Source organism: Hornefia porci (genome assembly GCF_001940235.1).
In the GTDB taxonomy this organism is placed as follows: Bacteria; Bacillota; Clostridia; order Peptostreptococcales; family Anaerovoracaceae; genus Aminicella; species Aminicella porci.
Map to the genome: position 1 here is coordinate 251,419 of NZ_MJIE01000001.1, position 24,275 is coordinate 275,693.

The following is a 24,275-nucleotide window of genomic DNA, read 5'->3' on the forward strand; positions in this document are numbered from 1 at the left end:
TTGTATAATAAACAATAGTATATCATAAATCGGAAAGGAATTACAGATGGATAACAGACCGATCGGCTTCTTTGACTCGGGAATCGGAGGGCTGACAAGCATACCGTATATCATGAGGAGGCTTCCGGAAGAACGTATTATTTTTTTTGGTGATACGGCGCGGACTCCGTATGGATCCAAGTCGAATGAAACCATTCGCCAGTTTACGATGCAGATCGGGGATTTTCTTGCCCGGAAGGACGTGAAGATGATGGTCATCGCCTGTAACACCATCAGCTCCACCTGTATAGGGGATCTTCAGAGAGCTTATCCGGAGATTCCGGTGATCGGTGTTATCGCGCCCACTGCCCATGTGGTTGCGCGGGACTGCAGTCCTTCGGATCATATCGGGATTCTGGCGACCCGGGCGACCGTGCGCAGCGGCGCTTATGTGGAGAAGATCCGGGAGAAGAATCCGCAGATGCGTCATCTGTACTCAAAGGCCTGTCCTGCCTTTGTCCCTCTGATTGAAGAGGGGATTATTGAAAATGAGATTATGGATCTGACGATCCGTTATTATCTGGACGATTTTATGGAGGAGCATCAGATCGACACGCTGGTGCTGGGCTGCACGCATTATCCGCTGATCGCGGGCCGTCTGCAGCGGATTTACCCGGGGGTGCGTATCGTCAGCTCCTCACAGGAGGCGGCGACCGCGGTCTCCATCGAACTGGAGAAACGGGACATGCTTGCCGGTCAGCGGCAGGGAGAAAATGTGTTCTACGCAAGCGACCTTTCCGAGAACTTCGTGAATATGATCCAGCTGATTCTGGGCAGAGATCAGGAGGATCTGAATATCCGTTTCAAGAACCTGGACCTTTGATTGGAGGCAGAGATGAACAGAGAAGAATTTTACGATTTGCTGGACATCGATACCGGCGGAGATTTTCAGTATTTTGAGAATGTGGCAGAGCTCTTCGAGTCCTCGGAGGAGGTCAGTGACGATCTGATCTACGGGCTGCTGTCCGAGCTGGATCTGGAGCAGTTCGGCGAGCTTGTGGAGGATTATTTCGACCATATTGAAGACTGGATCCCGGACGGAGAGGTGGAGTTTTTCACGCTGATGACCAATATTGAACGAGTCATGCTCGGCATGCTCCAGTCCCTGATCAACAATGACGAGGACGATGAAACCGACGAGACCCTGCTGCAGCTTGCCGATGAGATCGGCCGCTTCCGTCAGTGGTACAGCGATACCGACAATGTGGAATGTATCAGCAACGCCACGGGGGAAAAGGACGTTCTCCCTGTGCGGGACGCGCTGGCTCTCAGCAAGGAGGAGAAGCTCGGCGGAGCGGAGTACACGTTTGATTTTTCGGACGCGCTGAATTATGAGCTTGGAGATTTTGTCATGAGCTTCGCGGATCTCGCGGAGCTGGAGCAGTAGGAGGTCGCGCAGGCGTGTCGGGAACTACAGAGAAGAAACTGAACTTTGTCAGCGTGGCGGCGATGTATGTGGGGGTCATTATGGGCGCGGGCTTTGCGTCCGGGCGGGAGACCTGGCAGTTCTTCGGGATTTTCGGGGACAAAGCCTTTTACGGCGTGATAATCGCGGCGGCGGGCTTTGCTGCTATTGCCTATATGATCGGATACCTGGCGGTCCGCCTCAATACGAGAGATATGGGCAGGATCGTCTGCTTTATTGATAACCGGTACCTTTCCGAGGGGTTCGGTTATTTTATGGCGGTTTTTCTGTTTACGACGATTATCTCCATGACGGCGGCGGGAGGATCCTTTCTGTATCAGCAGTTCGGCGTTCACCGGGCGATCGGCGGAGGGATCATCGCGATTCTGGTGGCGGCTACGATCCTGGGAGACTTCGATCGGATCTCCCGGCTGTTCCGGTATATCGTGCCGGTGCTGTTTGTGGTGGTCATCGTATGCTGCGCCCTTGTGATTTTTTCGGATATGAAGCAGAGCGGAGCGACCGGAGGCTTTAAACCCAGCAGAATGGCGCCTGACTGGCTGATTGCCGCGCCCCTCTATGTCGCGTACAACATGATGGGGATGATTCCGATGGGGGCGACGGCGTCGCTGAACGCCAAAAGCCGGGGGCATGCTCTGTGGGGCTCGCTGTTCGGCGGGCTTCTGCTCGGGATGATGATTCTGGTGCTGGTGCTTGCGCTGCAGAAGGATATGGCTTTTTCCGCCAGTCTGGATCTGCCGATGCTGGGATATTCTGTACGGCTTTCGCCGGTTATCAATATTCTGTACGGAAGCGTTCTGTACGTTTCCATCTATTCCGCGGCGACCAGTGTGTTCTACGGCTTCACGACCAAGCTGCCGGAGGGGCCGCACCGGAGCAGAATTATTCTGGTTTCAATCCTGATCGGATATCTGCTGGGGCTGGTGGGCTTCCGGAACCTTGTCGCATACATGTACCCCATCGAAGGGTATTTCGGACTGGTGGTCATCTTCATGATCACGGTGAACTTTTTCAAAGTATTGCTTGGAGGGAAAAAGACAGGAAAGAAGGGCGTTCATGAACAATACGATTGATCCGCAGGAGCTGAAGCTGTATTATTCGTTTCCGGGATATGACCGGTTTGATTTTCCGGAAGGAATCTTCCGGGCGACGGCGGGAATGGGAGGCGAGTCGCTGCTGATCCCCGGAGAAAAATATGTGGCGCTTTACGATACGGGCATGGCGTATCCGCATCAGACGCTGATTGAAAATATCCGGCGGGTGCTGGCGAAGCTGGGACGCGACAGAGTGGATATTCTTTTGTTATCGCATACGCATTACGACCATATCGGAGCATTGCCGTATCTGCTGAAGGAATGGCCGGAGGCGGTAGTGGTGGCGGCGGACAAGGCGCGGTCGGTGTTCGCCAGTGAGGGCGCGCGCAAAACCATGAAGCGCCTGGGCGAGGTGGCCAGGGATAGCTTCTCCGATTCCGCGGAGCCTGTGATCACCGACGGTCTGCGGGTGGACTGGACGGTCGGCGACGGCTCCCGCATCGATATCGGCGGCCGGAGGCTGGATGTGCTGGAGACCGGAGGGCATACCGACTGTTCGCTGACCTACGTGCTGCAGCCGGACAACATCATGTTCCTCTCTGAGAGCACCGGAATTATGAGGGGACAGGACGAGGTCCGCACCACGGTGCTGAAAAGCTTTCCGGATTCCATCGAGTCGGCGCGGAAATGTAAGGAATATCAACCGAAACGGATTATCGTGCCGCATTACGGCATTGTTCCCGAATTCTATACACAGAAATACTTCGATGTCTATCTCCGGGAACTGAGGGGCGAAATAAACCTGGTTTGCGGACTGGCGCAGCAGGGTATGAATGAAGAACAGATCCTTGAACAGGTCGAGCAGATCTACTGGTTCAAGGGCAGGGAATATTATCAGACGAAGGAGGCGTTCCGGCTGAACACCGGCATCTCCATCCGTCTGATTCTGAAAACTTACGGAAAGGACGGCATACCGACGGAATGAAGAAAATCGCATTTGCATTCATCGCCATCATCCTGGCGGCCTTTCTGCTGATCCTGATATTTACAGGGCTTCTGGGAACATATTTTGGAAAAAAAGCGGAGATTGTCAGTCTGATCGTGATCGCGGTCATCCTGCTGATTCTTCTGCTGCTGAACAATCGATCCGACAGGGGGAATGAGAATGATAAAGACGAGAACATTGAATAACGGAGTCCGGGTGGTCATGGAGCATATGCCATCGGTGCAGTCTGTTTCCATCGGCATATGGGTTCACACCGGCGCGGTGAATGAAACAGAGAAAAACGCGGGCGTATCTCACTTTGTGGAACACATGATGTTCAAGGGCACAGAAAAGAGAACCGCGCGGCAGATTGCCGGCGACATTGACCGCATCGGTGGACAGATGAACGCCTTTACCGGCAAAGAGGCAACCTGCTACTATGTGAAATCCGTCGCGGAAAACTATCGTAAGGCGGCTGATGTTCTGGTGGACATGCTGGAGCATTCTCTTTTTGACAAAGCCGAGATGGACCGGGAGCGCAGGGTTATCTGCGAGGAGATTAAAATGACCAGAGACACGCCGGATGACCTGGCGCACGACACACTGATGGACGAGATTTTCAGGGGCGACAGTCTGGGAAATTCCATTCTGGGAACTCCGACGTCGCTGAAGCGTATTACCCGCAATGTAATCACGGATTACGTCAGAACTCATTATGTGCGGGAAAATATCGTGGTTTCCGTCGCCGGAAGGTTTGACGAGGATGATTTCTGCGAATACTTCGAGAACAGCTTTCAGACGCTGGGACGGGAGCTGCCGGAGAACCGGATGAAGCGGGGGAATACAGACCATCGCTCCGCTCACTGAAAAAGGATATCCAGCAGTCTCACCTCTGTATGGGGGTACGGACAATTCCTCTGGGAGACGATGACCTGTACGCGGAGCGGATCATGAACAACCTCTTCGGCGGCAGCATGAGCTCCCGACTGTTCCAGAACATCCGGGAGCAGAAGGGGCTTGCATATTCCGTCTGCTCCATGCTGGGGACGTACAGCACTGACGGATACATGGAGATTTACGCCGGCGTCAGCCACGAGAAGATCCGCGACGCCATCGCGGGAATCCGGGAGGAGCTGCAGGCGCTGAAGGACGCGCCGGTGTCCGCAGAGGAGCTGGAATCCTCCAGAGAACAGATGAAATCGGGATATGTCTTCAGCCAGGAGAGCACCTCCTCGCGGATGATGGCCAACGGGAAGAACTTCATGCTCATCGGACGGGCCTTTGTTCCTGAAGAGGTAATCGAGGGATATGACAAAGTCACGGTCGGAGATATTGAGCGTCTCAAGCAGATGATCTGCGACCTCGACCGGTACTCAGCGGTCGTCGTGTCGGGAACGAGGGTCAATCTGCGGTCGATGATGGGACGTGCGTGATGAAGATAAAAATAATCAGCAGAAGCGGCAGGATCCCTGCCTATGAAACAGGCGGCGCGGCGGGTTTTGATATCCGGGCGCTGCTCGAACATGATTTTGTTCTCCCCGCGGGAGGACGGGCGCTGGTGCCGACGGGACTTTATTTCGAAATTCCGGAGGGCTTTGAGGCGCAGGTGCGCGCCCGGTCGGGACTGGCGATTCGCCACGGTATCGGTCTGGTCAACGGAGTCGGTACCGTGGACAGTGATTATCGCGGTGAGATCTGCGTCCCCCTGATTAACTGGGGGGATAGGGACTTCGTGATCCACGACGGAGACCGGATTGCCCAGGTGGTGATCAGCAGGGTGGAACAGGTGGAGTTTGAAGAGGTCGAAGTACTTTCGGACACCCGTCGGGGCGGAGGAGGCTTCGGTCATACGGGGGTATAAGTATGCGGAGACGTGAAGAACTTGAGGAAAAGGAATTAAGGGAGCTTTCGCTGTTCGCCAGCAAGGCGGCGGTGAGCAGGGGCCGCGCTGAAGAAGAGGAGCCGTGTCCGTTCCGCACGTGTTTTCAGCGTGACCGGGACCGCATCATTCATTCCAAGGCGTTCCGGAGACTGATGCACAAGACGCAGGTATTTCTCTCTCCGGAGGGGGATCATTACCGGACGCGGCTGACGCACACGCTGGAGGTGACACAGGTGGCCCGGACGATTGCCCGGACGCTGAATCTGAACGAGGATCTTACAGAGGCCATCGCGCTGGGGCACGACCTGGGTCATACTCCCTTCGGCCATAACGGGGAGAGCGTGCTGAACGCCGTCTGCCCCGGCGGATTCCGCCACAATGAGCAGAGTCTGCGGGTAGTGGATGTGCTGGAATACCATAACGGAAAGCGGGGAATGAATCTCACCTTTGAAGTCCGCAACGGGATCCTGAACCATACCGGGGATCTGAAGGCGAAGACGCTGGAGGGACAGATCGTCGGGATCAGCGACAGAATCGCCTATATCAACCACGACATCGATGACGCCATTCGCAGCGGGGTGATCCGGCAGAAGGATCTTCCGTCCGGCCCCATTGAGCTGTTCGGGGAACGGCACGGCGATCGTATCGCCAACATGATTGAAAATGTGGTCGTGAACAGCGACGGAAAAAACGAGATCGCCATGGACAGGGAGCATGCAGAACAGCTGAAGGTCCTGCGGGATTTCATGTTCAAAAACGTTTATAAGAGCAGATCGGTGAAGAAGGAAGAAGACCTCGCCAAGGTGGAGGTCGTCCTGACCTCTCTGTATAACTATTTCCTGTCGCATCCTGAGAAGATGCCCGATGATCTCCGGGAACTGGGGAAGGAAGAGGGAACGGAAATCGCCGTGAAGGATTATGTTGCGGGGATGACTGACCGGTATGCGGTGAGTCTGTACACGGATATTTTCGTACCGGACATGACCTACGGATATCGGAAATGAACACCGCGCGGTAGCGCGGGAGAAAGGGCCGGAATTCCCGCCGGCTCTTTTGTTATCTGAAAAATGAAACGGACGCGGCAGAAATACCGGAGAAAAAAAGTCATTTTAGAGGAAACCGGACCTTTTTACGGAATAATACAGTATGAGTGTTTCATTTTCTGCGGGGTCAATTGAAAATCTGAAGAGCCGGGTCGATATCGTCGATGTGATCGGGCAGGTCGTTCCGCTGAAACGGGCGGGTTCCAATTATAAAGGGCTCTGTCCGTTCCACGGCGAGAAGACGCCTTCCTTTATGGTGTCGGAATCGAGGCAGTATTTCACCTGCTTCGGCTGCGGCGCAAAGGGCGACGTGATCGAGTTCGTCAAGCGGTACTATAACATGGATTTTGTGGAAGCCGTGGAGAAGCTGGCCCGGGATTACGGCGTGACGATGGAGACGCGGAGCTACGATGATCACCGCGGGGAATATTATGAAATCAACCGCATGGCGGCGCGGTTCTTCTATGACGCGTTCACAAAGAAGGCGAACCGGGGGTACAGCTACATGGAAGGACGGGGAATCGCCCCGGCGACTCTAAAGAAGTTCGGAATCGGCTACGCGGACGGAGAATGGGACAGTCTGTACCGGTTCATGGTGTCTCAGGGCGTCGAGGTGAAAAAACTTCAGGAACTCGGTTTGGTTTCCACCGGCAAGGGTAAATGTTATGACAGATTCCGCAACCGCGTCATGTTCCCGATTATCAACACGAGCGGGAAGGTGATCGGATTCGGCGGAAGAGCCGTCAGTCCGGAGGACAGCCCGAAGTATCTGAATTCACCGGAGAGCAGGATTTTCCAGAAGAAGAATAATCTGTACGGTCTGAACATATCCCGGAAGGCGGCGGGGGACGAAGGCTTTCTGATCCTTGTGGAAGGATATATGGATGTCATCGCCCTCTACCAGAGCGGGGTACACAATGTCGCGGCGTCGCTGGGAACGGCGCTTACGGAGAATCAGGCCAGACTGATTCATCGATATACAAAGGAAGTCGTGCTGAGCTATGACGCCGACCGGGCCGGACGGGCCGCGGCGCTGCGCGGAATCGAGATCCTCCGGAAGGAGGGCAGCAAGGTGAAGGTGCTTCACGTTACAGACGGAAAGGATCCGGATGAGTATGTAAAGAAAAACGGCCGGGACGCCTTTCTGGAGCTGGTGGGAAATGCTTTGTCCTACGGGGAATACAAGCTGGAATCCGCGAAGCTGGGGTACGACCTGAGCATCGACGAGGACCGCCTCGATTATATGAAAAAGGCAGTGGAAATCATCGCCGCCATGAGCCCTCTGGAGCAGGAGATTTACAAAAAAAAGATGGCCGGCGACCTGGGCGTTGCGGAGTCTGCCATTGACCGGGAGCTTGCGCTCCGCGAGGACAGGAGAGCGTCGCAGACGGCGGAGGCCGGGAGAAAGACACGCCGGGAGGAAGACGCGCCGGAAGAGCGGGAGGAGATTTCCCCGCTGGAGAAGACGCTTCTGAAGCTGGTCCTGACCGATGACGATTATCTTCCGCGGCTTGCGGAGGAAACAGAGGTGGAGCTTTCGCTCCCCGCGCGGAATATTCTTGAACAGGCTCTGCAGGAGAAGAAACGCAGACCGGATTCCGTCCTGGACGCCGCGCAGCTGATTGAGGGACTGCCGGAAACGGAGGGCCGGACGCTGCAGCAGCTGATGGAGGAGATTCTGCTGGATCCGGAGCATGAAAAGGTGTACGAGGAATGCCTGAGAACAGCCAGAAGCGAGAAACTGGCGAAGCGGGAACAGGAGCTTCTGACGATGCTGTCCATGGCGGATGAGGGCGGCAGTCAGGAACAGATCCGGCAGATGACCGATGAACTGATGCGAATACAGAGAGAGCGGAAAAATCTCAGATAAACAGATAATCAGGCAAGAAGCTTTCACATAGAAACAGAGGAGAAACGGATGGCAAACGAAACAAAGAAAAAAACAACTGTGACAAAAAAGAAGCCGGCGGCGAAGAAGGGGGACGACCACAGAAAGGCAAAACCGGCGGAGAACGGTCAGGGAGCCGGGAACGCTCCGGCGGCTGATGAGCTGGCGGGGCTCAAGCCCGACGAGCTGAAGGCCGAGCTGGTCAAGAGACTTCTGGCCCGTGCCGGAGAGAAGAAGCAGGTTCTGACGTATTCGGACATGGCCGATTATCTGGACCGGTATGACCTGGATAAGAATGCGATCGACGAGATCTACGAGGAACTGCTGTCCAAGGACGTGGAGATTACAACAGAATCCGCGCCGGAGGATTTCGCGATGATTCTGGACGGCGACGACGATGACGAGCCTGATGACGACGGCGTGGTGCTGACCAAATCCGGTGAGATCGATGTGGACGCGACGGTTCCCAAGGGAATTGCCGTCGATGATCCGGTTCGTATGTATCTGAAGGAGATCGGAAAAGTTCCTCTTCTGACGGCAGAGGAGGAGATCGATCTGGCGAAGCGGATGGAGATGGGCGACGAGAGAGCCAAGCAGCGGCTCTGCGAGGCGAATCTCAGACTTGTCGTCAGTATAGCGAAGCGCTACGTCGGCCGGGGAATGCTGTTTCTGGATCTGATTCAGGAGGGGAATCTCGGACTGATTAAGGCCGTCGATAAATTCGATTACCGCAAGGGTTATAAATTCTCGACCTATGCGACCTGGTGGATCCGTCAGGCGATTACCCGTTCTATCGCGGACCAGGCGAGAACGATCCGGATTCCGGTGCATATGGTGGAGACGATCAACAAGCTGATCCGGGTTTCCCGTCAGCTGCTTCAGACTTACGGGAGAGAGCCGACGCCGGAAGAGATTTCAAAGGAAATGGGGATTTCAGTCGAAAAGGTCCGGGAGATTCAGAAGATCGCCCAGGAGCCGGTTTCACTGGAAACGCCGATAGGCGAGGAGGAAGACAGCCATCTGGGCGACTTCATTCCTGACGACGACGTGCCCGCTCCGGCAGAAGCGGCAGCCTTCTCCATGCTGAAGGAGCAGCTGGTGGAGGTGCTGGACACGCTGACAGAGCGGGAGCAGAAGGTTCTGAAGCTCCGGTTCGGTCTGGAGGACGGCCGTTCCCGGACGCTGGAGGAGGTCGGCAAGGAATTCGACGTCACCAGAGAAAGGATCCGGCAGATCGAGGCGAAGGCCCTCCGGAAACTCCGCCATCCCAGCAGGAGCAAGAAACTGAAGGATTATCTGGAATAGCGGCAGGCGCATGGAGCAGAAATGAAACTCAGTGAGAGATTACAGACGATCGCCGATGAAATCAGAACGGGAGAAACCATGGCCGACATCGGTACAGACCATGGTTTTTTGCCTATCAGTCTGAAGCAGAGCGGTAAATGCCCCGGGGTGATTCTGACGGATATCAGCCGCGGTTCTCTGGACAAGGCGATTCGGGACTGCCGACTCTACGGCCCGGAGGAGGAGTTCGATCTGCGGATCGGCGACGGTCTGTCCGTGCTGCTGCCGGGTGAGGTGGACAATATAGTCATCGCAGGGATGGGCGGTATCCTGATTACAGAGATTCTGAGTGCGGATCCTGCGCTGAGCAGGTCATTCGGCACGTACATCCTGCAGCCCAGGAATAATCCCGGGCGGCTCCGCTTCTGGCTGGCGGAAAACGGATACGAGATAATCCGGGAGCATATCGTGAGGGAAGGCCGGTTCCTGCCTGTGATTATGACTGTGCGGCCGGGAGAGACCGGCGGCCGGCACGGCCGTTATGAAGACGCCCCGGAGCTGTGGGATTATCCCGATTCAATGCTGCGGGACCGGAACCCGTACAGCCGGGAATATCTCGAGACAGAGCGGGAGCGGCAGCAGAGGATCCTGGACGCGATTTCCGCAGGAGACGGAGAGGATCGGGTACAGGAACAAAAGGCGGTTCGGCGGCTGCGCCGGATCGGGGATTTGTTAAGGGAGATGAATTGAAATGATAAAGGAAAAATTTTATCGGATCATGGAAGGAATCTGCCCGGTTGAACTGGAGGAAGACTGGGACAACTGCGGGATACAGATCAACACGGAATTTCAGGATGTTGAGCGGGTTCTGGTCGCGCTGGAAATCACCGACGCGGTGATCGACGAGGCGATCGAGAGAGACGCGGATATGATCATAACGCATCACCCTCTGATTTTCGGCGGTCTGCATAATGTTGACAACCGGAATATCACCGGAAAGTATATCAACCGACTGATCCGCACGGGGATTTCCGTATATTCCTGTCACACGTCCTTCGATACGATGGAGGGAGGGAACAACGATCATTTCGGTGAGGTTCTGGGACTCAATGATGTGGAGCCCTTTGAGAGCGGGAACCGCTTCTGCCGCAAGGGCGTGACGCCGATGGAGATCAGCTTCCAGGAGTTCATCTATCAGGCGGCGGAGGCGCTGGGCGTCAGCGTCCGGTTCTTCAGCGCGACAGGGGATCTGGAACGGAAGATCTGCACCGTGGGATGGTGCACCGGCTCCGGTGCGGAATTCATGCGGGAGGCTGTCGATGAGGGCTGCGACCTGTACATCACCGGAGACCTGAAGTATCATGACGCGCAGAACGCCAGAGCGATGGATCTCTGTGTCCTGGACGCAGGTCATTACGGGACGGAAAAGATCTTTGTCGATAACATGGCGGAGATTCTGAGCCGCAAAACAAATTGCGAGATCCTGAAAACGAAGATTGATATCAATCCGTTTGTATGATAAAATAAGCATTCAATGGGCAGGCCAGACAATCGCGTGCACAGCATGAGGAAAGTCCGGGCTCCGCAGGGCAGGGATGCCGTGATAACGTCCGGCGTAGGTAACTATAGGGAAAGTGCAACAGAAACACACCGCCGAAACGGGTCATGCCGTGGTAAGGTTGAAATGGTGAGGTAAGAGCTCACCGGCGTCATGGAGACATGGCGGCCGTGTAAACCCCATCCGGAGCAAGGTCGGAGGGCAGTATGGTGGCGGCCCGTCACCGCCCGAAAGGTGGACCGCATGAGCGCGCAGAGATGCAGCGCCTTAGATAGATGATTGTCGAATACAGAACCCGGCTTACAGACCTGCCCATTTTTTTATTAGTAAAAAACTGTTACTGATGTGATTACAGAACAGGTGATTAGATTAGAGGAAAAAAGGGAATCAAGATTAGCAGAACAGAAACAGAAAGGAAGAAAGTGAAGAAGCGTAAGGACGAAAAAACGGAAACGATTGACAGCGAAAGGAAAACCGGCGGAACCCGGACTGATGTCGGGGCGGAAAACGGGGAGCTGAGAATCGACAGTGACGCGAACAAGATGGGGACGGCACCGGAGGGAAAACTGCTCGCATCCATGGCGTGGCCCGCGATGCTTTCCATGACTATCGCGGCGCTGTACAACATCGTGGACAGTGTCTTTGTCGCGATGCTCAGCGAGAAAGCCCTGACGGCGGTATCATTGATTATGCCGCTGCAGATGCTGATGATTTCAGTCGCAGTGGGAAGCGCGGTCGGCGTCAATTCGCTGATTGCCAGAAGGCTGGGTGCCAGACGGTTCGAGGAAGCCGACAAGGCGGCCAGCACCAGCATCCGGATCGGCGTGTTCAACTTCGTCGCGTTCGCGGTAATCGGACTTCTGATTGCGAAGCCGTTTATGAGCGCGTATACGAATGATCCGGTGATTTTCTCTTACGGAGAGGAATATCTCCGTATCGTCACGACGCTTTGCCTTTTCAGCATGGTGGAGATCCAGCTTGAGAAGGTGCTGCAGGCGACGGGAAACATGATCGCGCCGATGATCATCAGTCTCAGCGGCGCGGTGACCAACATCGTGCTGGATCCGGTTCTGATTTTCGGACTCTTCGGTATGCCCCGGCTCGAGGTGGCGGGCGCGGCGCTGGCCACGGTAATCGGTCAGGGCATGTCCATGGCGGTTGCGATATGGATCATCCGTCACCGGGAGCATGCGGTGGAGGTACGTCTCCGCGGCTTCAGAATCGACTGGAGGGTAGTGAGAGATATTTATGCGGTCGGATTGCCCAGCATGGTGATGCAGGCGATCGGCTCCTTCATGCTGCTGGGCTATAATGCGATTCTGGCAGTGAATGCGACAGCGGTGGCGGTTTTAGGTGTTTATTTCAAGCTGCAGTCCTTTGTCTTCATGCCGGTGTTCGGTCTGAACCAGGGTGCCATGCCCATCATGGGATATAACTACGGAGCGAGGAACCGGGAGCGTCTGATGAAGACGTATAAATGCGCGCTGATTGCCGCACTGGTGATTATGAGCTGCGGCGTGGTTGTATTCCACGCAGTGCCGGGGCTCCTTCTGAAGCTCTTCAGCGCGGATGCGAATATGATGAGAATCGGTATGCCGGCGCTCCGCATCATCAGTCTGTGCTTCATTCCGGCCGCCTTCGGCATCATTTGTTCCACGCTGTTCCAGAGTACCGGCCACGGCGTGTACAGCCTGTTCGCGTCGCTGCTGCGGCAGCTTCTGGGCATCCTGCCGCTGGCCTATCTTCTGTTCCATTATGTGGGTCTGACTGCCTCCTGGGCATCCTTCCCGCTTGCGGAGATCATCGGGACGACGTATTCCGCGATAATGCTCGCGCATCTGTACAAAAAGGAGATCAAGAACCTGTAAGACAGAAAACGGGTTACATCAGAGGGTGAATATGAAATTAGGAATCGATATCGGATCGACCACCGTGAAACTGGTGGCGCTGGACGAAAATGAGAATGTAGTATACTCGAGGTATGAGCGGCATATGTCGAACGTCTTCGACAAGGTCGAGGAGCTGGTGAACGACATGTACCGGGAGCTGGGAGACGTGGAGCTGCAGCCGGTGATCACAGGCTCCGGCGGACTTTCTCTTGCCAAGCTTCTGGGTATCCGGTTCGAGCAGGAGGTTATCGCCTGCAGCAAGGCGGTGGAAACGCTGATTCCGGAAACGGATGTCGCCATCGAGCTTGGCGGAGAAGATGCCAAGATTACTTTTTATGGAGCGACCATCGAACAGCGGATGAACGGTACCTGTGCAGGAGGTACCGGCGCTTTTATTGATCAGATGGCGATTCTGCTGAACACAGACGCCGGCGGACTGAATGAGGTCGCCAGGGATTACAAGGTCATCTATCCTATCGCAGCGCGGTGCGGCGTGTTCGCCAAGACGGACATCCAGCCGCTGATCAATGACGGCGCGGCGGTGCCGGACCTGGCCGCTTCAATTTTCCAGGCGGTGGTGAATCAGACCATAAGCGGACTCGCCTGCGGACATGTTATTAAAGGAAAAGTCGCGTTCCTCGGCGGGCCGCTGTCCTTCCTTTCGGAGCTCCGAAAGCGCTTCATCGAAACGCTGGGACTCTCGGATGAGGACGTCATCTTCCCGGAGGACTCGAAGTATTTTGTCGCCATAGGCGCGGCGATGCTCAGCGGAAACGAGAAGCAGGTACGCCTCGGAGAGATCGTGAATCGGATGAAGACAGCGGACAAATCTCAGATGGCGGAGACCAGACATGTGGAACCGCTGTTCGCGAACGGTCAGGAGTACGAGGAATTTCTGAACCGGCACAACAAGGATAAAATCAGACGAAAGGACATCCGGAAGGCGAAGGGCAATGTGTATCTCGGAATCGACGCCGGATCGACAACGACGAAGGCGGCACTGATCGATGAGGACCGGTGCCTGCTGTATTCGTTTTACCGCGGCAATGAGGGAAATCCTGTGGAAGCTGTACGGGCGATGCTCAGAGAGCTGTACGCCCGGCTGCCGTCCTCTGCGGTGATCGCCAACACTGCGGTTACCGGATACGGGGAAGGTCTGATTAAGGCGGCGTTCAAGGCGGACATGGGAGAAATCGAGACCATGGCGCACTATAAAGCCGCCGCTGAATTCCTGCCCGGAGTGGATTTCATTCTGGATATCGGCGGGCAGGATATGAAATGCATGAAGATCAAGGACGGTGCGATTTACAATATCATGCTGAATGAGGCCTGCTCCAGCGGCTGCGGCTCCTTCCTGGAAACCTACGCCAAGTCCGTCAACCTGGACACTGACGCTTTCGCGCACGAGGCTTTGTTCGCAGACAGTCCGGTGGATCTGGGAACACGGTGCACTGTGTTTATGAATTCCAAGGTGAAGCAGGCGCAGAAGGAAGGCGCATCCATCGGAGACATCTCTGCCGGGCTTTCCTATTCCGTCATCAAGAACGCGTTATATAAAGTCATCAAGCTCCGGAACAGTGACGAAACCGGAGATAAAATCGTGGTGCAGGGCGGGACCTTCATGAATGACGCCGTCCTGCGCAGCATTGAGAAAATCATCGGGAAAAACGTGGTCCGGCCGGATATCGCCGGTCTGATGGGCGCCTACGGATGCGCGCTGATCGCCCAGGACAATTATGTGACCGGAACCCGTTCCTCGATCATCGGGAAAGAGGAGCTGGAGGACTTCCATGTGGAGCACTCCAACGGCAGATGCCACGGATGCGAGAATCAGTGTATCCTGACGATTAACAAATTCAGTGACGGCTCCAGATTCATCACGGGAAACCGCTGTGAAAAGGGTGCGGGAGGGCAGATGACCGATCATCAGATCCCGAATCTGTACGCCTATAAATTCAAGCGACTGTTCGACTACAAGCCGCTGTCCGACTTCGACGCCAAGAGAGGCACCGTGGCGATTCCGCGCGTGCTGAACATGTACGAGGACTATCCGTTCTGGTTCACCTTTTTCACAAAGCTGAAATTCAGGGTCGAGCTGTCGCCGCCTTCGAGCAAGCACATTTACAGCATGGGGCTGGAGACCATCTCCTCGGACACCGCCTGCTATCCGGCGAAGCTGGTGCACGGGCATATTAAATGGCTGGTGGACCAGGGGCATCGGTTCATCTTCTATCCGAGTCTCAACTTTGAGAAGTCGGAGGATCCGGACGCGCCGAACCATTATAACTGCCCGATCGTCGCAACCTATCCGGAAGTTATCGCGAACAATATGGATGATCTTTTCGCAGAGAAGAACGTCAGGTTCCTTCATCCGTTCCTGCCGTATGACAGCGATCTCCGGCTGATCCGGGAACTGGGCCGGGTTCTCAGGCCGCTGCATATCGGCCATGAGGAAATCCGCAAGGCTGTGCTGGCGGCGCGCACGGAGCAGACCCGGTTCAAGAGAGATATTCAGAAGCAGGGCGAGTACGCCCTGAAATACGCCAGAGATCACGGCAAGAAGGTCATTATTCTGGCGGGACGTCCGTACCATCTGGATCCGGAGATCAATCACGGGATTGACAAAATGATCAACTCCTTTGATATGGTCGTGATTACTGAGGATTCTATTTCCGGACGGGTCAGCCTTCCGAGACCGATACGCGTTCTGGATCAGTGGGTCTATCATTCCAGGCTGTATAAGGCGGCGGTCTTCGCCGGCGAGCATGAGAACGTGGAACTGGTTCAGCTGAACTCCTTCGGCTGCGGGCTGGACGCCGTCACCACAGATCAGGTCGAGGAAATCTGCCGCAGTCACAACAAGCTGTATACGGTGCTGAAGATCGACGAGGTATCGAATCTGGGAGCCGCGAAGATCCGCATCCGTTCGCTGAAGGCGGCGATGGAGGAGAGAGAGAAAAACGATATCCATATCGTTCACGGAGGAGAACCGGCCAGACGCCGGATCTTCACCCGGGAGATGCGTGAGAATTACACGCTGCTGATTCCGCAGATGTCGCCGATTCACTTCAATTATCTGAAGGAGGCGATGAAGGCCTGCGGATACAACGTGGTGCTCCTTCCGCCGGTAGACAAAAACTCGGTGGAAGAGGGACTGAAATACATCAACAACGACGCCTGCTATCCGACGATCGTGACACTGGGGCAGATTATCTCCGCGCTGAAATCCGGCGAATACGACCTGAACCGCACCGCGGTGTTCATGTCGCAGACCGGCGGCGGATGCCGCGCCAGCAATTACGTTTCTCTGTTGCGGAAGGCGCTGGCGGATCTGGGGATGAGTCAGATTCCGGTGGTGTCATTCAACGTCGTCGGACTGGAAAAGAACCCGGGCTTTAAAATTACGGCCAAAATGGGATTCATGCTGGCGGTGGGATGCATCTACGGAGATCTGATGATGCGGCTCCTCTATGCGACCCGTCCCTATGAGAAAACTCCCGGTACCTGTCAGGCCCTGATGGAGAAATGGTATCAGCCCATCGTGGACAACATCCTGAACTTCAACATAAAGGTCTACGCAGAGAACATGAAGAAAATCGTAGAGGACTTCGACAGCGTGGAGCGGCTTGATGTGAAAAAACCGAAGGTGGGCGTGGTCGGAGAGATTCTGGTCAAGTATCATCCGAACGCCAACAATGATATCGTGGGAACCATTGAGGCCGAGGGCGGCGAAGCCGTGGTGCTGGATCTCATCGACTTCTTCCTCTATGGAATGGAGAACAAAAAATTCAACTACGAGCATCTGTCCGGCACGTGGAAGTCCATGAAAATCAATCAGATGGCTATCCGCGGAGTGGAATGGCTGCGAAAGCCGATGAGAGAGGCGCTGGTAAACAGCCGGCATTACACAGAGCCCGCCCGCATCGAGGAGACGGCGCGCGCCGCATCGCAGGTCGTATCCATCGGAAACCAGTGCGGCGAGGGATGGCTGCTGACCGGTGAAATGGTAGAGCTGATTCACAGCGGCGTGGAGAACATAGCGTGTCTGCAGCCGTTCGCGTGTCTTCCGAATCACGTTACGGGAAAGGGCATGATGAAGGCGATACGCAAAATGAACCCCAAGGCGAACATCGTCGCCATCGATTACGATCCGGGCGCCAGCGATACCAACCAGCTGAACCGTATCAAGCTGATGATGAGCACGGCTCACAAAAATCTTGAAACCGAGCTCGCACGGCAGGCCGGAACAGAATAAAAGGAAATATTTGACATATCACCCGGAAGATGGTAAAATTGATAGTGTCAGAAACCAGGCTCAGGCAGCTCCGAAGGGGCTGCCTTTTCTGATTCTGCAAATCGACAGGACCGCAGCTCGCTGCGGTTTTTTTTGTGTGAGGAGGTAAGAGATGACAAAGAAACGAAAAAAGAGGTGTATACGATGGAAACGCTGGAGAAGGATGACGTTATGCTGCAGCGTGATCTGTCTGGGAGCGCTGCTCCCGGGAACGGCATATGTCTCTGCGGAAACCCGGGGCGTTGACGCGAAGGTCACTGTGACTGTCCGGGAACAGGGGGAAGCCCGATCGGAGAAAAAGAATGACGCACGGCAGAAGCTGATTGTGACGGCGTTCTATGAAGGGCTGATTCAGGGCGGAGCTTATCGTCTGGAGATCCGGCTTCAGGACGCGGAAGGACATTCACTGCGGCCGGAAGGCGGGGACGGGAGAACAATCGTACAGAGCTTCACGGCGGGAGGAGGACGCGCCGGAGATCCTTCGTCTGTGGTGACAGAGCCGGATCCGCAGACAGAGGCCGGACAGAAGGTGCGGGAAGTGCAGGGAGAAACCGTTTCACCGGAGACAGAGAACGGAGAGAACGCCGGTGTGAAAACCTCAGAGAAGAGTCTGAAGCCGTCTGCGTCCGGTGATCCGGAACCGTCAGAGGATTCAGAGGCGAGGAAAGATGCAGAGACCGGCGCGGTGGACGTCACCTATGACGCAGTCACGGGGAAAAGCAGCACTGTGGGCGAGCCGGAGGACGCATACGCCAGCGGGATTCTCACAAAAGAGATCGACGCTGACGTCCGGAAAGCGTCGGGAAAACCTGCCTTTGTCAATGTACGATGCCTTGCAGACGGGGAAGTTGTATGCGAGGGAACGCAGCAGTTTACTTTCGCCGCGGCAGCAAAGAAAGCGGACGGCAGCACGGATAAGAATGAGAGAAAGGAGAAGAATGAAAAGGACGAAGATAATGAAAGAAGCGGATCGCAGCCGGTCGAAGGCTCCGTGTCCTTGCAGACAGAGGACGGTGCGGCAGGCAGATCCCCGGAGGACACAGAGACGATGACTGCAGAGAATAAGACTGGAGCGGTGAAGAACCGAAGCGGCAGTCCCGCCGCAGAAGCCGGGGAAACGGAGTCGATTCCTGTCGAGGAGGACGATCCGGATGAGGACAATGCTTCGGCGGAGGCAGGATCACAGGGTACGGGTCCGTTTACCGGAGACACGGGAGCAGAGCTGGTTACCGCTCTTTTTTTTCTTATGGCGGCTCTGATGACGGGAGCATGCGCAGTCGGGCTTCGTATTCTGCGCGGCGGAAAGGAGTAGAGACGTGATGATGACGAAAAATCTGCCGGCTGTGCTGATTCTCGCGGCGGGACTGATGCTCCCCGCGGGAGCATGGGGTGAAACGTCCGGAGACAGCACAGAGTTTCAGAAGGATTCTGCGATGTATGCGGTGAGCAGAGTGTCCGGCGACACCGCCGTGCTCCGGTGGTCGAAGCGGAATTTCGCGGACGGGTACGAGGTTTCCTGGGGGACCTCGGGGGATCCCGCTGCCGGAAGAATAATACGTATTCGAGGAAAGGAGCTCGGCAGTATACGGATCAGGCGGCTGAAAAACGCGGACCGTATCCGTTTCCGGATCCGGTGCTACAAAATCACCGGCGGCGAAAAGCTGGTATCGCCCTGGACGGAGGCCGGGAAACAGACACGGCTCGCGGGCTTCCGCAATGTGAGGCAGACAGGTATCCGTGTGAAAAGGAGCAGTGTGGTTCTTTCCTGGAAGGAACAGAGGGAGAAGGACGGAGGCTCCGGAAGTTATGTGGTGTACCGGCGTGAAAAAGGGGAATCTGTCTGGCACGCTGTCGGCGCCGTCACAGACAGGGGCGGTTCCGGTCAGACGCGTTTTACTGACACGCATCCGATGGAGAACAAAACAGCGGAATATACGGTCAGACGCCGGAGCATTTTTGTTACAGCGCGTCCCGACCGCGTGGATACCGGACTGCAGCCGGCGGAAAACGCGCCGTCGAATCAGATTCTGTTCAGGAAAGACATACAGAGCGATGCGGCGGAGAAAACAGCCAGCGGAGAGACGGACAGCGGAAAACGCGGCGGAGCGCCGGCGGACCGGCAGACGGAATGGGAGCCGGGACAAAGAGTCACGTATCTGAAGAAGAACGGAAGAGCGCTGAACGTCCGGGAACTGGCGGAAAGAAAGCTGTGGGGCTACTATACGACGCAGGGGGCGTGCAGTGACGGGAATTATGTCTATATGGCGTTTGTTCTGCGCAGAGACAATTACCGGTACGCGAAAATTATGAAGATACGGCTCCGGGATCTGACATGCGACCGGGTTTCGGGTCGTCTTGCCATCGGGCATGCGAACGACATGACATATGATCCGGAACGCAGAGAGCTGATTACGACAGCATGCAATAAGGGAACGGGAAGTAAGCTGTATGTGGACAGGATCAGCGCATCGAATCTGAAGCATCTGGAACGGAGGAAAATCCGGATCCCCGCATCGGTCCGGGGCGCAGGCGGCGCAAGACTGCGTTCCGTCCGCGGATTCAGCGCGGTGCAGTATGACGGGCAGAGCCGTCAGTTTTACCTGAAAATCTGGGGACAGCGGGCGTTTTTTGTTCTGGACCGTGACTTCAGAATCAAGAGCTATTTTATCGCACCGGGAGTACGTCAGGACGTTACAGCGCAGGGCATATCTGTGCACAAAGGAAGGTTTCTGCGGGCGTACAGCAAGGCGCAGTCAAGCGACCGCAATCTGGTGATCAGCTCGGAGGGAACCGGCGGAAAGCCGAAAACCACGCGTCTGGAGGTGACCGGGGAGCTGGAGAGTCTGTTTTCTGTGGGAGAAGATCTTTACGGAACCATACACCGCAGATATCGGGACCGCGGCGGGCGCGACCGGGTTTTCTCCTACATCATCCGGATCGAAGCGAAAAAATAGAGTGAACATCGCCGGAAATTTCATCGGCACGCGGGGAATCGGGAAAATCGCGGGAATTCGGAATAAAAACCAAGTCAATATTGAAAATGGAACGTTTTTGTTGTATAATACCGTAGTTGAGTATGACTTAAAAATTGAAAATACAAAGAAGGAGGTGTCTCCATGGGAAGACACGGCACAATCGCGGGCAGAAAGGCGGCGCAGGATTCCAAGAGAGCCGCGCTGTTCACGAAGTATGCGAAAACCATTACGGTAGCGGCAAAGGACGGAGGAGATCCGGAATATAACGCGAGTCTGCGCGTTGCCATTGAAAAAGCAAAAGGCATCGGTATGCCGAACAACAATATCGAACGCGCCATCAAGAAGGGCACGGGCGAGCTGGGCGGAGCGGCCTATGAAGAATTGAAATTCGAGGGTTACGGCGCAGGCGGCGTCGCGATCATCGTCGACTGTCTGACAGATAACACCAACCGGACGACCTCGGCGGTTCGTTCTTTGTTCGACAAGCACGGCGGAAACCTGGGTACGCCGGGATGTGTATCCTATATGTTTGCCAGAAAGGGCGTAATCATCATTGAAAAGACTGACGACGTGGATGAGGACACGCTGATGGATGCGGCGCTGGAGGCCGGAGCAGAGGATATGACCACCAGTGAGGACAGCTTCGAGATCACCGCGGATCCGGCGGATTATCCGGCGGTGGATGACGCGCTGAGAAAGGCGGGTTATGAGCTGGTGGAATCCGAGGTTGAATATGTTCCGTCCGTGGAGAGCACACCGGACGAAAAGGATCTCCGCAAGCTGAAGAAGCTGGTGGATTTCCTGGAGGACAACGACGACGTTCAGAGTGTCCATACCAACTGTTCGGTGGATCTGGAGGAGCTGGGATAACCGGAACGTCCGGGGGACCGGAGCGGTTCCGCGAAACAGTTTTTTCTGAATCCTGTCGTTTTGGATTGTAAAACGGAACGGATTGGGGTATAATGAATTTGCCTGGAACATGCGTTAAGGGCTCTTAATTGAACCTACAGCTTTTTTTAGGGAATCCGGAGTTCCCGGGCGGATGTCAAGCCTCCTCAGAGAGGACGGCAGAAGCACAGGACAGGATACCCACCTATCATTTTTGATAGGCGTCAATTAAGTCCTGACGGTGTCCTGGGTTTTTTTCTATATCACGAACAATTGCGGGGGATATCAGTATGAAAAAGAGAATCGTCATCATCGATGGAAACAGTCTGATCAACCGTGCTTATTATGCCATGCAGAAGCCGATGATTACAAAAGAGGGGATTTACACTCAGGGAATCTTCGGCTTTTTAAATATGCTCAACCGGATTCTGGATGATTATGATCCGGATTATATGGCAGTCGCGTGGGACATGCGTGCGCCCACCTTCCGGCACGAGGCGTATAAGGAATACAAGGCGGGCCGCAAGAAGATGCCGGCAGAGCTCGCGATGGAGCTTGAACCCATGAAGGAGATTCTGACCGCCATGCACATTCCCAATCTGGAGCTGGAAGGCTATGAGGCGGACGATATCATCGGGACGCTGGCGCGCAGAGGAGAAGAGGAAGGGCTGGACCCGCTGATCATCACCGGCGACAAGGACGCGCTTCAGCTCTGTACCCACAAGACGCAGGTTCTGATCACCCGCAGGGGGATTTCAGAATTCGATCTGTTCGATTACGACAAAATGCTGGAACGGTATGAGGTGACTCCGGAGCAGTTCATCGATTTAAAGGGACTGATGGGGGATTCCTCTGACAATATCCCCGGAATCCCCGGCGTCGGTGAGAAAACCGGCATCAAGCTGCTGAAACAGTTCGGCTCGGTGGCTGAGCTGCTGGCGCACACTGACGAAATCTCAAACGCCAGACTGAGGGCGAAGGTGGAGGAAAACGCACAGCTGGCGGCCATGAGCCGCAAACTGGCGGAAATCAACACCCATGTTCCGCTGGATATTGAAATCGAATCCCTTCGCAGAAAAGAACCGGATTACGAGAAGCTGGTGGAGCTCTATACAAAGCTGGAATTCAACCGTTTCCTGCGGCAGCTGAATGCCGGCGGAGCCGGGAACGTGCTGACAGAGACCGTTTCGGATGACACTGAGTATGAGAAGCATCGCATCGGTTCGCCGGAAGACCTGAAGCTGCTGGAGGCGCTGCCGGAAGGGTCAGAGATCCTGCTCCGGGTTTTCGGAAATAATGATCATGTGGAGACGCCGGTGATTCAGGGAGTCTCGCTGATCTGCGGAAATCAGAGCTTCTTTGTGACGATGGAAGGACAGACGGAAGGCCGGCTGATCGAGATACTGAACCGCGGGAATTTCCGCTATGCCGGGCACGACCTGATTGCGGATTATTATATGCTGATGAGTCTGGGTCTCAGAAACCCGGTTACCGCCTTTGACAGCGCGGTGGCGGAATACGTGCTGGATCCCGGACGGTCAAATTATGACCTCAAGACCCTGTCGTTTGAATACCTGCATACAGAAATCCAGTCGGAGAAGGAATTCCGGGAAGCGAACGGGCAGATGGATCTTCTGGGACAGGACCGGGAGGCCATGGAGGAATACGGCGCGCAATGGTGCCGGAACGTGAAGCTTCTGCGACGTCTTCAGGAGGAAAAGATCAGCGCTAACGGACAGGAAAAGCTGTGCCTTGAAATCGAGTTTCCGCTGATTGCGGTTCTCGCGGACATGGAGGTCGAGGGCGTTTCCGTGGACCGCGGGACGCTGGAGGAAATCGGCGGCAGCCTGAGCGGAGAGGTAGACGGAATAGAAGCGCAGATTCATGAGCTGTGCGGAGAAAAATTCAACGTGAACTCTCCGGCACAGCTCGGTCCGATTCTGTTCGAAAAGCTGGGACTCCCGGCCGGAAAAAAGACAAAGCGCGGATACAGCACCAGTGCGGAGGTTCTGGAGAAGATCCGTGACAAGCATCCGGTGGTGCCCCTGATTCTGCAGTACAGAACTCTGACAAAGCTGAACAGCACTTACGTGGAGGGGATCCGCCCGCTGATCGGCAGTGACGGCAGAATTCACGCGCATTTTCAGCAGACGGTGGCGGCGACCGGGCGCCTGAGCTGCACGGAACCGAATCTGCAGAACATCCCGGTTCGCTACGAGATGGGGAGACAGCTGCGCAGAGCCTTTGTGGCAGGAGAAAACGAACTCCTGATCGGCGCAGACTATTCGCAGATTGAGCTGCGGATCATGGCGCATCTTTCCGGGGATGAGAATCTGATTTCCGCGTTCAACAACGGGGACGACATTCATCGGATGACCGCGGCCCGCGTATTCGAGCTGGATTACGACAAGGTCACTCCGCTGGACCGCAGCCGCGCCAAGGCGGTGAATTTCGGCGTAATCTACGGGATGAGCAGCTTCGGGCTGTCGGAAAATCTGCATATCAGCCGCAGAGAGGCGGAGCGGTACATTCAGGAATATTTTCAGAAGCACCGCGCCGTTAAAGAGTATCTGGATTCCCAGGTGGCGTATTGCAGAGAGCACGGCTATACGCTGACGATGTTCGGAAGGCGCCGGTATATCAATGAAATCGGTTCCTCCAACTACATGACCCGCCAGCTGGGAGAACGGCTCGCGATGAACAGCCCGATCCAGGGAACCGCGGCAGACATCATTAAAATCGCCATGAACCGGGTCTGCCGGGAGCTGACGGAGCGCGGCATGAAATCCAGGCTGGTGCTTCAGATTCACGACGAGCTGATCATATGTGCGGCAGAGGATGAGGTTGAGGCCGTGAAGGAGCTTCTGCGGCGGAATATGGAAGGTGCGGCAGAACTGTCGGTAGAGCTTTCCTGCGACATGAATACGGGCCGGTCCTGGTATGATCTGAAGAACTGACACAGCGGCGGCACGGAGGAGATGCAGAGCGCGAGACAGCACAGGCAGCCAGAGGAGCCGCAGGGCGCGGGACAGCACAGGCAGCCAGAGGAGCTGCAGGGCGCGAGACAGCACAGGCGGCACAGATAAACAA

19 protein-coding genes and 2 other RNA genes are annotated in these 24,275 nt (G+C 55.4%); all 21 read left to right on the top strand.

What is annotated here, in order from left to right:
* The first annotated feature begins 46 nt into the window (after positions 1-46).
* The 21 genes from murI to polA all read left to right on the top strand — a co-directional run bounded on the left by murI (position 47) and on the right by polA (position 24,142).
* Positions 47-862: a glutamate racemase gene (gene murI, locus BHK98_RS01095; RefSeq protein WP_075711832.1), complete on the top strand. Its 816-nt coding sequence runs from the start codon at positions 47-49 to the stop codon at positions 860-862.
* A gap of 12 nt (positions 863-874) precedes the next feature.
* Entirely contained in the window at positions 875-1,426 is a 552-nt protein-coding gene (locus tag BHK98_RS01100; protein WP_075711833.1) for a hypothetical protein, read from the top strand.
* A 14-nt stretch (positions 1,427-1,440) separates the two neighbouring features.
* Positions 1,441-2,538 carry a YkvI family membrane protein gene (locus BHK98_RS01105; protein WP_075711834.1) on the top strand — a complete coding sequence of 366 codons (1,098 nt, stop codon included), beginning with the start codon at positions 1,441-1,443 and terminating at the stop codon, positions 2,536-2,538.
* A complete protein-coding gene (locus BHK98_RS01110; RefSeq protein WP_075711835.1) occupies positions 2,522-3,484 on the top strand; it encodes an MBL fold metallo-hydrolase in 963 nt (320 codons plus the stop codon). The genes BHK98_RS01105 and BHK98_RS01110 overlap by 17 nt, the downstream gene beginning before the upstream one ends.
* Entirely contained in the window at positions 3,481-3,690 is a 210-nt protein-coding gene (locus tag BHK98_RS01115; protein ID WP_075711836.1) for a hypothetical protein, read from the top strand. Before BHK98_RS01110 ends, BHK98_RS01115 begins: the two co-directional genes overlap by 4 nt.
* Positions 3,665-4,351, top strand: a complete 687-nt coding sequence (locus BHK98_RS13915; RefSeq protein ID WP_158024439.1) for a M16 family metallopeptidase — start codon at positions 3,665-3,667, stop codon at positions 4,349-4,351. The genes BHK98_RS01115 and BHK98_RS13915 overlap by 26 nt, the downstream gene beginning before the upstream one ends.
* 29 nt (positions 4,352-4,380) lie before the next feature.
* Entirely contained in the window at positions 4,381-4,917 is a 537-nt protein-coding gene (locus tag BHK98_RS13920; protein WP_281247615.1) for a M16 family metallopeptidase, read from the top strand.
* Positions 4,917-5,345 carry a dUTP diphosphatase gene (gene dut, locus BHK98_RS01125; RefSeq protein ID WP_075711837.1) on the top strand — a complete coding sequence of 143 codons (429 nt, stop codon included), beginning with the start codon at positions 4,917-4,919 and terminating at the stop codon, positions 5,343-5,345. The genes BHK98_RS13920 and dut overlap by 1 nt, the downstream gene beginning before the upstream one ends.
* A gap of 2 nt (positions 5,346-5,347) precedes the next feature.
* Positions 5,348-6,370 (top strand): deoxyguanosinetriphosphate triphosphohydrolase, encoded by a 1,023-nt coding sequence (locus BHK98_RS01130; protein WP_075711838.1) that lies wholly within the window; start codon positions 5,348-5,350, stop codon positions 6,368-6,370.
* A gap of 142 nt (positions 6,371-6,512) precedes the next feature.
* Positions 6,513-8,279 carry a DNA primase gene (gene dnaG / locus BHK98_RS01135; RefSeq protein WP_075711839.1) on the top strand — a complete coding sequence of 589 codons (1,767 nt, stop codon included), beginning with the start codon at positions 6,513-6,515 and terminating at the stop codon, positions 8,277-8,279.
* Between the two features lie 48 nt (positions 8,280-8,327).
* Complete coding sequence (gene rpoD / locus BHK98_RS01140) at positions 8,328-9,602, top strand: RNA polymerase sigma factor RpoD (protein WP_083627993.1); 1,275 nt, start codon at positions 8,328-8,330, stop codon at positions 9,600-9,602.
* A gap of 21 nt (positions 9,603-9,623) precedes the next feature.
* Positions 9,624-10,331: a tRNA (adenine(22)-N(1))-methyltransferase gene (locus BHK98_RS01145; RefSeq protein ID WP_075711840.1), complete on the top strand. Its 708-nt coding sequence runs from the start codon at positions 9,624-9,626 to the stop codon at positions 10,329-10,331.
* 1 nt (position 10,332) lies between these two features.
* Positions 10,333-11,100: a Nif3-like dinuclear metal center hexameric protein gene (locus BHK98_RS01150; RefSeq protein WP_075711841.1), complete on the top strand. Its 768-nt coding sequence runs from the start codon at positions 10,333-10,335 to the stop codon at positions 11,098-11,100.
* Positions 11,101-11,116: 16 nt separating this feature from the next.
* Positions 11,117-11,458, top strand: an RNA gene (gene rnpB, locus BHK98_RS01155) — RNase P RNA component class A.
* A gap of 103 nt (positions 11,459-11,561) precedes the next feature.
* Entirely contained in the window at positions 11,562-13,007 is a 1,446-nt protein-coding gene (locus BHK98_RS01160) for an MATE family efflux transporter (RefSeq protein ID WP_245796796.1), read from the top strand.
* 31 nt (positions 13,008-13,038) lie between these two features.
* The gene (locus BHK98_RS01165) at positions 13,039-17,283 is read left to right on the top strand and encodes a 2-hydroxyacyl-CoA dehydratase (RefSeq protein WP_075711842.1); all 4,245 of its coding nucleotides are present in this window, start codon (positions 13,039-13,041) and stop codon (positions 17,281-17,283) included.
* Between the two features lie 151 nt (positions 17,284-17,434).
* Positions 17,435-18,634 (top strand): hypothetical protein, encoded by a 1,200-nt coding sequence (locus BHK98_RS01170; RefSeq protein WP_143404508.1) that lies wholly within the window; start codon positions 17,435-17,437, stop codon positions 18,632-18,634.
* A gap of 7 nt (positions 18,635-18,641) precedes the next feature.
* Positions 18,642-20,276: a fibronectin type III domain-containing protein gene (locus BHK98_RS01175; RefSeq protein WP_075711844.1), complete on the top strand. Its 1,635-nt coding sequence runs from the start codon at positions 18,642-18,644 to the stop codon at positions 20,274-20,276.
* 162 nt (positions 20,277-20,438) lie between these two features.
* A complete protein-coding gene (locus tag BHK98_RS01180) occupies positions 20,439-21,167 on the top strand; it encodes a YebC/PmpR family DNA-binding transcriptional regulator (RefSeq protein ID WP_075711845.1) in 729 nt (242 codons plus the stop codon).
* A gap of 96 nt (positions 21,168-21,263) precedes the next feature.
* Positions 21,264-21,442, top strand: a non-coding RNA gene (gene ssrS / locus BHK98_RS01185) — 6S RNA.
* Positions 21,443-21,475: 33 nt separating this feature from the next.
* On the top strand, positions 21,476-24,142 hold the full coding sequence (gene polA, locus BHK98_RS01190; RefSeq protein WP_075711846.1) for a DNA polymerase I: 2,667 nt from the start codon (positions 21,476-21,478) through the stop codon (positions 24,140-24,142).
* The last annotated feature ends 133 nt before the right edge of the window (positions 24,143-24,275 follow it).